Below are 8,831 nucleotides of genomic sequence, written 5' to 3' on the forward strand. Positions count from 1 at the left end.
CTGAAGGTCAGGCCTCCGGGACGGCGCGCGCCGAGGGTCAGGCCTTCGGGACGATGCGGTTCACCACGGTCTCGATGAGGGAGTCCAGCTCCCGGTCGTCGTGCAGGCCGGGGACCGTGAAGTGGTCGAGCAGCAGTCCGGTGAGGGCGAAGTAGAGCAGCCGTACGGTGTCCGCGTCCCCCGGCATCCCGGCGGCGAGGTGCAGGCGGATGTTCTCGTCGAGGTCGCCGCGCAGTACCTCGGTGAGCCGGGCGCGCAGTTCGGGACGGCGCGTGGCCTCCAGCCGGAGCTCGAAGAGCCCCAGGTAACAGCTGCGTTCGGCCGCCATCCGCCGCGCGAGCCAGCGCATCAGCTCCAGGACCAGCTCGCGGCTGGGCTCGGGCCGCAGGGCCGTGTCCACGGAGCCGGGCTCCGGGGTGAGACGGACGAAGATCCGTTCCCCGACCTGGGAGAGCAGCTGGTCCCGGTCCGTGAAGTAGTTGGACGAGGTGCCCGTGGGGACGTCGGCCCGGGCGTCGACCGCCCGGAAGGTCAGCCCACGGGCGCCTTCGTCCGCGAGCACCTCGATCGCCGCGTCGAGCAGGGCCGCACGCCGCTCGGGATTCCTCGCCATCCGGGTTCCTTCCGTTCTCTTCGACTCTCGTCGAACATAGGGCTTGCGCAACCACTACAGATGAAGCACTATAGCCGTCGTGGTTGCGACCGCAGCCCACAGACAAGAGACAAGAGGACCGGTTTGCGCAAGCTCACCTACTTCGTCGCCTGCTCCATCGATGGCTTCATCGGTGATCCGAAGGGCGATGCCACGTCCACGTACGCGTACGTGGCCGGGGAATTCCTGGAGTACTTGAAGACGGAGTACCCGGAGACCGTCGCCGCTCCCGCGTGGCCCGTGCTCGGCATCGAGCCCGGCACCGAGAACCGCCACTTCGACACCGTGGTCCAGGGCCTGAACTCGTACCGGATCGGCCTGGACGTCGGCGTCACCAGCCCCTACTCCCACCTGCGGGAGCTCGTCGCGACCCGCTCGCTCGGCGAGTCGCCCGACCCCAACGTCGAGCTGATCGCCCACGACCTGGTCGGCCGGGTCCGCGAACTGAAGGCCGAGGAGAGCCCGCTCGGCATCTGGCTCTGCGGCGGCTCGACGATCGCCGGTGAACTCATCGACGAGGTCGACGAGCTGATCATCAAGACGTACCCGCAGGTCTTCGGCTCCGGCATGCCGATGTTCGGCGCCGGCTTCGAGCCCCGCGACTTCGAGCTCGGCGCGGTGCGCGCCTTCGACAACGGTGTGCTCGTTCGTACGTACACCAGGAAGCGGTGACAAGGGGGGCGCCCTACTCTGGGAGGTATGGGCAGCCAAACCCCGCGTACGGTTCGGGACCCGCAGGCCACGCCCGTGTGCCAGGCCTGCGGACAGTCCCTCGGAATCGTTGCGAAGCGGCACAAGGTCCTGGGGGCCTGGGTGCCGGAGTGGGAAGTGCAGCCGTGCCACAACCCGCGGTGCGAGGTGTACGTCGACCCCGAGGGTGCCGCCCGCGACGACGGCGTCCCTGAGGAAGCCCGGGACGGAACTCCCGAGGGTGGTGCGGAAGCCACGACCCCGCACGTGACCGGCAAGAACGGCGAGACCGGGAGAAGTCCGGCCCCGGGGTGACCGGACGCGCGAAGGAGCCGGTCAGACCGCTACAGTCCGCGCATGTCATCGGAGTCGTCAGAAGTCTGGGCCGGTTGGTACCGGGACCGCAGCGGCGCGGAAGCGATCGTGATCACGGCCGGCGGGAGCCAGGTGTCCACCCGCATCAGGGGAGTCGAGTACACGGGCGCGACCTTCGCCGCCCTGCGCGCGACGGACGAGGGCGGCGAGGCCCTCACCGGTTGTGTCCTGGAGTGGGACCTGCCGCTCCCCGTCGTCATGGACGGCGCCACGCAGCAGGCCACCCTCGGCTGCCTGCTGACGCTCGGTGAGCGCGTGGACCTGAGCCTGACGCTGCACTACGCCGGCGCCGCCTTCGAATCGGGCATCGCGGGGGGCGACTTCGACGAGGCCCTCGAGCGGGTGAGGCGCCAGCTCCCGGCCGGGGCGGAGTTCGGCCGCAAGCTCCTCCAGGCCGCCTGACGCGGGGGGCGGGGCAGCGGGGCCCGGTGGGACGCGGGCGCGCGCTCGGGCGGGGAGCCGGTGCTGTCAGGCGAGGCCGTTCCATCCCCAACGCGGGGTGGGGCCGGGCTCGCCTAGATCCGTGCCCGGCTCCGAGGCCGAGACCTCCTTGGCGATCGTGGTGCCCCAGTCGAAGTACTCCACCACCCGACGGCGCAGCAGCTCGTCGTCCGGCAGCTCCTTCTCCACCGCCGCGGTCATCAGCTCCATCCAGCGCAGCCGCTGCTCCTCCGTGATGGCGAGCCCGAGGTGGGCGCGGAGCAGTGCCTGATGGCCGCCCAGTTCCGCCGTGAAGTCGGCCGGCCCCGAGAACACCTCCGCCAGCCAGACGGCGACATGCTCGACATGGGTGGCGGTGAAGTCGGCGAAGACGGGTGCGAGAAGAGGATCGGCGAGGACCGCCTCGTAGAACGTGTCGGACAACCGGCGCAGCGCGTCGGCGCCACCCACGGCCTCGTACAGGGTGCTCGTGTGCTCGGCGGTCATGGGACGCCTCCGGTGTCCGGGATGTGTGCTCCCAGCTTTCACACAACTCGGCCCAGATCCAAGGATGTTCGCTCTCGGCGGGGCGAACGGTCGCAGCCGTCCGCCCCGCCGGGAGCGGGTGGGATCAGAAGGACTTGATGGCCGTGGCGAGGCCGTTGCGCCACAGCTGGTCGACGCGTGCCCGCTCCTGGGCGTTGGGCTGGGCGTTCTGGCACGAGGTGCCCGGACCGCCGCCGGACATCAGTTCGCTGCAGGGGCCCGAGTAGTGGTCGGGGAGGCCGAGGACGTGCCCGGTCTCGTGGGCGGTGACGCGGGTGGAGTTGTACTGCTGGTTCTGCCGGTAGTCGAGGAAGATGTAGCCGTTGCCGTGCCCGTCGGTGCTGGCGTAGGAACCACGCGAGTCATTGCCCTCGTAGTAGCGGAAGTCGGGGTTGCTGCCCTCCACCAGCCGGACGTTGACCACCGAGCTGTTCCATATCTGGGTGCTGCGGGATATCTGGGTGCGGAAGCTCGGGGCGTTGGCGGCGCTGTACACGACGGTGACGGCGGCCGCGCCGGGGTTGGCGGCCCGCTTCTTCGCCACGGACTTCATCACGGCGTCGTGGAACGCCTTGGTCGCCTTGGCGTCCTCGGCGGATCCGGCGTACGCCGCGTAGCCGGAGGTCGCGGCGGTGGAGTCGACGGGCGCGGCAGAGGCGGTGGGGGCGCCCAGCGCGGCGGCGAGTCCGAGGCCGAGGGTGGCGGCGAGCGAGGCGGTGAGGACCTTGGGGTGTCTCATGGGGGGTGGCTCCTCCTGGTCGGTTGGAGAGAGTGTCGGGGGAGCCGGGGCCGGTGCGGATGATGGCAGCAGGGGATAGCGCGAAGGCATCACCACCTGATGGGGATGAGTCTGAACTCCCCTCGAAATAAAGGGAATTGGTGTGACGAGGGTGTCTGGTGCGACCTCGGGTGCGGCCCTACCCTCGGGGCATGGAGCTGGAGGTGAGACATCTGCGCGTGCTCTGCGCCATCGCGGACACGGGCAGTCTGCACAAGGCGGCGCGGCAACTGGGCATGAGCCAGCCCTCGCTGACGACCCAGCTGCGCCGGATCGAGAACGCCCTCGGCGCGGAGCTCTTCGCGCGCGGCCGCACCGGCTGCCGCCCGACACCGCTGGGCCGCTCGGTGCTCAGCAGGGCGCGCCCGCTCGTCGACCAGATGGCCGCGCTGATCACCGAGACCAGGGCGGCGGCCGCCCGCACCGACGGGCCGCGGCTGCGGGTCGGTTCGACCGCGAGCAGGGCCCTGCCGGGCTGGCTGCGCCGACTGCGCCAGGGGCTCCCGGGCACGGACATCGCGCTCCACATGGACGTCTCCGCCAACGCCCTGCTGCGGTCGGTCGCGGTGGGGCAGCTGGACGTGGCGTTCGTCCACGAGGTCGAGGGATGCCCGCTGCGGGTGCCGGACGGCCTGCTGGCGCGGGTCCTGGTCGAGCGGGAGCCGCAGTTCGTCTCGATGGCCCCGGACCATCCGGCCGCCGCGCTGCCCGTGGTGGAGCTGACGGACCTCGCCGAGGACCGCTGGATGGTCGACCCGACGGTGGACGGCGAGTGGGACGGGCTGCGGCGCGTCCTGGGAGCGGCCGGTATCGACCCCCCGCTGCTGCACGGCGATTACCACACGGCGGCGTCCTTGATCGTCCTCGGCGAGGCGGTGGCACCCTGCCAGCCGACATCGTTGCCACGCGAGGACATGGCGATCAGGCCGCTGCGGGACGATCCGCTGGCGGTACGTCTGCTCCTCTACGCACGCGACGGGGCGCTGCTCGACCCGCTGTACGACGACCTGGCGGCGGCCTACCGGGAGGCGGCGCTGCGGGCGGCGCCGTACCGGCAGTGGCTGCGCCGGCACGGGATGTCGGTGGGGCCGGGCATGATGACGGTATGAAGGATCCTGTGGACGAGACGGCGGCGGGGAGCGAGCACGCGGCCGAGGCCGTCGAAGGGGAGCTCCGTTGACCGCCGCACGCGTGCGGCACGCGCGGCGGGAGGACCTCGACCGGGTGGCGGAGCTGGCCGCCGAGCACGCCGTGTACGAGAAGGCCGCGCCCCCGGCCCCGGGCCTCGCGGACCGCCTCGCCCGTCTGCTCTTCGGCCCCGAACCGCCCCGCCTGCGCTGCCTGGTGGCCGAACTCCCCGACGGCCGCCTCGCCGGTTACGCCACGTGCGCCCCCGAACTCTCCACCTGGGACGGCGCCGAGTACCTCCACATGGACTGCCTCTATCTCTCCGCGACGGAACGCGGCCTGGGCCTGGGCCCGCTCTTCATGGAGGCCCTGCGCGCGGAGGCCCGGGCCCTCGGCCTGACGGAGATCCAGTGGCAGACCCCGACCTGGAACGAGGGCGCGATCCGCTTCTACGACCGCCTGGGCGCCACGTCGAAGCCGAAGCTCCGTTACACCCTCCCGGTGGAGCCGTCCCGATGACCGTGTGGCGCGTCCGTTCCGCCGACGGCCTCGTCGGCGAGATCGCGGTGGACGGCGGCGACTTCCCCTGGCTCGGCGGCCGCTTCACCCCCGGCCCGGCGTACGCCTCCGTGAAGGAACTCTTCGCACGCGAACTCGCCCTGCTCGAACCGATCCTCGAAGGCCCCGACGACGAGGCGGCGACGGAAGCCTGGGAGTCCGCCTACGACGCCGTACAGTCCGCCGTGACCCTGGAGTCCCCGGACGGCCCGGTCCCCGAGTTCCTGCTGCACATCGAGGGCTCCGACGCCTGGTTCCGCTGGTCCCCGGAGCCGTTCGAGGACTGACCGGCGGCCGATGCGACCGACCGTCGGCCGTTACGGCGGGCGCGGACCGTGACGACGCCCCGGCCCGCGAATTCGTGCATGCGCCGCGGGGCGGAGATGCCGCAGACTCTCCGGGTGATCGTTGTACAGCCCGTCCTGGAGACCTTTGCCACCGATGGCTTCGACCTGTGGCCCGTGGCCGAGTTCGGCGCGTACGCGTTCATGCCGCTGAGTGGCGCGCTCAGCTCCGCCGAGGTCGGTACGGCCGTCCTGAGAATCGCCCAGTGCAACGACATGGAGCCGGAGGACGTGGGCCCGCCACGGCCGACCGATCCGCTGGGGAGTCTCCTGCACGGCCTGCTCACGACGGACCACCTCTACGCCGCCGGCGGCCTGCGGGTGACCGACACCGCGACGGGCGTCGTCCTGGTGCCGGGCTGCTGCAACGGACTGGACGAACGGCGCGACTGGCGCGACGTGCTCGACGGCGACGGCCGGGCCTCCTTCGGCCACGATCCGTTCCCGCTCGCCGAACGCGTCGGCGACGTGGTGCGCCTGACCGTGGACGCCGACGGGCCGGACAGCCCGGTGATCGAGCTCCCTGTCACCGCACTGCGCCACCTGCTCGCCGACGCGGAGCGCGACATGACGGCCTTCCTCCAACTGGCCACCGGCTGGGCGGCCGCGCATCTGCCGGATCTCGCCGCCCCCGTGTGCGCGGCCATCGCCCGCGCCTCGACCTGCCCGCACCGGCCGCACCGCCGAGCCCGAGCCCGTAGAGCCCCGCCCGGGGAACCGCGCAAGCCGAAGGGGCCCGTCCGGGATTGCCGGGCGGGCCCCTTCGGGCGGTGCTTCGCGCGAGGAAGGTCAGGCCTTCTTCGTCTCCCAGAAGATCCGGTCGACCTCGGCGATGAGCTCCAGCGCCTTCTCGCCCGTCTTCGGGTCCGTCGACGCCTTGGCGGCCGAGAGGGCCTTCAGGGTGTCGTTGATGAGCTGGTGCAGCTCCGGGTACTTCTCGAAGTGCGGGGGCTTGAAGTAGTCGCTCCACAGCACCGAGATGTGGTGCTTCGCGAGCTCCGCGCGCTGCTCCTTGATGACCGTGGCACGCGCGCGGAAGTGCGCGTCCTCGTTGGCCTGGTACTTCTCCTGGACGGCCTTGACCGACTCGGCCTCGATCCGGGCCTGGGCCGGGTCGTAGACACCGCAGGGGAGGTCGCAGTGGGCGCTGACCTTCACCTTGGGGGCAAACAGGCGGGAGAGCATTGAGCTGTCCTTCCTCGTGATCGTCTTCTCAGGTGGGAGATTACTCCCCGAGAAGGCTGTTTTCGCGAGCGCCCCCTGGGGCTTAGGACAAAAGTCCAGGGTCACCATGGGACTCGTGTACGAGTGGACGATCGGATCGGGAGGTGCCGGATGACGGAGGCGGGGCGGGAGCCGGGGCGGGGGTCCGGGCCGTTGTTCGGGGTCGCCGAGGTGACGGGGGTGTCCATGGTGCCCACGCTGCTCCACGGCGACCAGCTCCTCGTGCACTACGGCGGACGGCTGCGGCCTGGGAGCGTCGCCGTCCTGCGTCACCCGCTCCAGCAGGACCTGCTCATCGTCAAGCGTCTGATCGAGCGACAGGGCGCCGGCTGGTGGGTGCTCGGGGACAACCCGGCCGCCGAGGGGGACAGCCGTGTCTTCGGCGCCGTACCCGCCGATCTGGTGCTGGGGCGCGTACGGGTCAGGTACAGGCCCGTCACCCCGGGGCGTCAGCGGTCGGTCGGCGTGGTGCTCTCCTGGCTGTTCTCCGCGCTCAGGCCGGTCCGGTCCGACCGTTCGGCCTCCAGGCGCTTGCGGGCCCGGTAGGCGGCCACGTTGGCGCGGGTCGCGCAGCGGTCCGAGCAGTAGCGGCGGGAGCGGTTGGTCGAGGTGTCGAGGTAGGCGTTGCGGCAGGGTGATGCCTGGCAGAGGCCGAGCCGGTCGGCACCGAACTCCGTGAGGTGGAAGGCGAGACCCATCGCCGCGATCGCCGCGTACCCCGCGGTCGCGTTCGAGGGGTGGTCGGCGAGGTGCATGTGCCAGCGCGGATGTCCCTCGTCGTCCAGGTAGTCGTGACCGGAGATCTGCGGGCTGACCGGGAACTCCAGGAGCAGCGAGTTCAGCAGGTCCACCGCCTGGGTGTGGTTCCCCTCGTCCGCCGCGGCGAAGACCGCCCGCAGCCGGCCGCGTACCGAGCGGAAGCGCGTGACGTCGGAGTCCGTCGCCCGCCGGGCCATCTGGGAGGCCGTGCCGAAGAGCTCCCGGACCGCCTCGACCGAGGTGAGGGTGTCCTTGTTGCGGGCCGGCTCCTCGGTGTTGACCAGACGCACGGCGTAATCCGAGTAATAGGCCAGTTCCACTTGTAGTCCTTACGGCGGAGGTCTAGTGTCGGGTGCGGAGGGGGTAATGGATGTTCCCCCTCCGAGGGTATTACGGAGTGGGTGGAGGAAGCGATGACGGACGCGGCGACGACCGGAACCGACTGGGCGGCCTGGCAGCAGAGCTGGGACCGTCAGCAGGAGTGGTACATGCCGGACCGCGAGGAGCGGTTCCGCGTGATGCTCGACATGGTCGAGGCCGTGGTGGGGCCGGAGCCCCGCGTCCTGGACCTGGCGTGCGGTACTGGGAGTATTACGGATCGGCTGCTCAAGCGGTTCCCGAAGGCGACCAGCGTCGGTGTCGACCTCGACCCCGCCCTGCTCGCCATCGCCGAGGGGTACTTCGCCGACGACGAGCGCGTCACCTTCGTGACCGCCGACCTCAAGGACCCGGAGTGGGTCACCGGGCTTCCGCACGACTCGTACGACGCCGTCCTCACCGCCACCGCGCTGCACTGGCTCCACACCGAGCCGCTCACCGCGCTGTACGGGCAGCTCGCCGGCCTCGTCCGGGACGGCGGCGTCTTCATGAACGCCGACCACATGATCGACGAGACCACCCCCCGGATCAACGCCGCCGAGCGCGCCCACCGCCACGCCGCCATGGACCGTGCCAGGGCCGAGGGGGCCCTGGACTGGGCGGAGTGGTGGGCCGTGGCCGGCAAGGACCCGGTCCTCGCCGAACCCACCGCCCGCCGCTTCGAGATCTACGGCGAGCACGCCGACGGCGACATGCCGTCCTCGCGCCGCCACGCCGAGATCCTCCGCGCCGCCGGCTTCGCCGAGGCCCGGCCGGTCTGGGCCTCGCCCTCGGACACGCTCGTGCTGGCCGTGAAGTAGCGCGTACGAGGAAGAACCGGCGCGTACGAGGAAGGGGCGGTACGGAATCCCGTACCGCCCCTTCCTCGTCGTATCGACTGCTAGAGCACCTTGGAGAGGAATGCCTTGGTGCGGTCGTGCTGGGGGTTGCCGAGGACGTCGCGGGGGTGGCCGGATTCGACGACGACGCCGCCGTCCAT

Annotated in this window: 14 protein-coding genes and 1 pseudogene; 8 read left to right on the plus strand and 7 right to left on the minus strand. The window is 71.1% G+C overall.

Annotated features, from left to right (window positions below):
• Positions 1-37: 37 nt before the first annotated feature.
• A complete protein-coding gene (locus ACZ561_RS31505; RefSeq protein WP_471001463.1) occupies positions 38-613 on the minus strand; it encodes a TetR/AcrR family transcriptional regulator in 576 nt (191 codons plus the stop codon).
• 123 nt (positions 614-736) lie between these two features.
• Here ACZ561_RS31505 and ACZ561_RS31510 point away from each other — a divergent pair, with 123 nt between their 5' ends.
• From ACZ561_RS31510 to ACZ561_RS31520, 3 genes are read left to right on the plus strand one after another with little or no spacing between them, the layout of a single operon-like run.
• The gene (locus ACZ561_RS31510; RefSeq protein ID WP_471001467.1) at positions 737-1,324 is read left to right on the plus strand and encodes a dihydrofolate reductase family protein; all 588 of its coding nucleotides are present in this window, start codon (positions 737-739) and stop codon (positions 1,322-1,324) included.
• A 27-nt stretch (positions 1,325-1,351) separates the two neighbouring features.
• Positions 1,352-1,657, plus strand: coding sequence for a hypothetical protein (locus ACZ561_RS31515; RefSeq protein ID WP_471001469.1), 306 nt, complete (start codon positions 1,352-1,354; stop codon positions 1,655-1,657).
• Between the two features lie 42 nt (positions 1,658-1,699).
• Positions 1,700-2,119 (plus strand): DUF6304 family protein, encoded by a 420-nt coding sequence (locus ACZ561_RS31520; RefSeq protein WP_471001472.1) that lies wholly within the window; start codon positions 1,700-1,702, stop codon positions 2,117-2,119.
• Positions 2,120-2,185: 66 nt separating this feature from the next.
• Here ACZ561_RS31520 and ACZ561_RS31525 read toward each other — a convergent pair whose 3' ends face one another.
• Both ACZ561_RS31525 and snpA read right to left on the minus strand, forming a co-directional pair.
• Complete coding sequence (locus ACZ561_RS31525; RefSeq protein WP_471001475.1) at positions 2,186-2,644, minus strand: group II truncated hemoglobin; 459 nt, start codon at positions 2,642-2,644, stop codon at positions 2,186-2,188.
• A 124-nt stretch (positions 2,645-2,768) separates the two neighbouring features.
• A complete protein-coding gene (gene snpA / locus ACZ561_RS31530) occupies positions 2,769-3,422 on the minus strand; it encodes a snapalysin (RefSeq protein ID WP_471001478.1) in 654 nt (217 codons plus the stop codon).
• Between the two features lie 191 nt (positions 3,423-3,613).
• Here snpA and ACZ561_RS31535 point away from each other — a divergent pair, with 191 nt between their 5' ends.
• From ACZ561_RS31535 to ACZ561_RS31545, 3 genes are all read left to right on the plus strand, one after another.
• Positions 3,614-4,570 (plus strand): LysR family transcriptional regulator, encoded by a 957-nt coding sequence (locus tag ACZ561_RS31535; RefSeq protein ID WP_471001481.1) that lies wholly within the window; start codon positions 3,614-3,616, stop codon positions 4,568-4,570.
• A 67-nt stretch (positions 4,571-4,637) separates the two neighbouring features.
• A complete protein-coding gene (locus tag ACZ561_RS31540; RefSeq protein WP_471001484.1) occupies positions 4,638-5,108 on the plus strand; it encodes a GNAT family N-acetyltransferase in 471 nt (156 codons plus the stop codon).
• The gene (locus ACZ561_RS31545; RefSeq protein ID WP_471001487.1) at positions 5,105-5,434 is read left to right on the plus strand and encodes a hypothetical protein; all 330 of its coding nucleotides are present in this window, start codon (positions 5,105-5,107) and stop codon (positions 5,432-5,434) included. Before ACZ561_RS31540 ends, ACZ561_RS31545 begins: the two co-directional genes overlap by 4 nt.
• A gap of 30 nt (positions 5,435-5,464) precedes the next feature.
• On the opposite strand, the gene ACZ561_RS31550 is transcribed toward ACZ561_RS31545, so the two are convergent.
• Positions 5,465-6,103, minus strand: a complete 639-nt coding sequence (locus ACZ561_RS31550) for a hypothetical protein (protein WP_471001489.1) — start codon at positions 6,101-6,103, stop codon at positions 5,465-5,467.
• A 177-nt stretch (positions 6,104-6,280) separates the two neighbouring features.
• Positions 6,281-6,676, minus strand: a complete 396-nt coding sequence (sodN, locus tag ACZ561_RS31555) for a superoxide dismutase, Ni (RefSeq protein ID WP_137993403.1) — start codon at positions 6,674-6,676, stop codon at positions 6,281-6,283.
• Between the two features lie 150 nt (positions 6,677-6,826).
• Between sodN and sodX the strand changes: the two genes are divergently transcribed.
• The gene (gene sodX / locus ACZ561_RS31560) at positions 6,827-7,261 is read left to right on the plus strand and encodes a nickel-type superoxide dismutase maturation protease (RefSeq protein WP_471001492.1); all 435 of its coding nucleotides are present in this window, start codon (positions 6,827-6,829) and stop codon (positions 7,259-7,261) included.
• Here the strand turns inward: sodX and ACZ561_RS31565 are convergent.
• Entirely contained in the window at positions 7,165-7,794 is a 630-nt protein-coding gene (locus ACZ561_RS31565; protein WP_471001495.1) for a CGNR zinc finger domain-containing protein, read from the minus strand. The two genes, sodX and ACZ561_RS31565, sit on opposite strands and share 97 nt — an antisense overlap.
• A gap of 93 nt (positions 7,795-7,887) precedes the next feature.
• On the opposite strand from ACZ561_RS31565, the gene ACZ561_RS31570 reads away from it, so the two are divergent.
• A complete protein-coding gene (locus ACZ561_RS31570; protein ID WP_471001498.1) occupies positions 7,888-8,652 on the plus strand; it encodes a class I SAM-dependent methyltransferase in 765 nt (254 codons plus the stop codon).
• An 80-nt stretch (positions 8,653-8,732) separates the two neighbouring features.
• On the opposite strand, the pseudogene ACZ561_RS31575 reads toward ACZ561_RS31570, so the two are convergent.
• Positions 8,733-8,831, minus strand: a pseudogene (locus ACZ561_RS31575) (ectoine/hydroxyectoine ABC transporter ATP-binding protein EhuA); the annotation flags it as partial.

This window comes from Streptomyces sp. NPDC039609 (genome assembly GCF_055596705.1).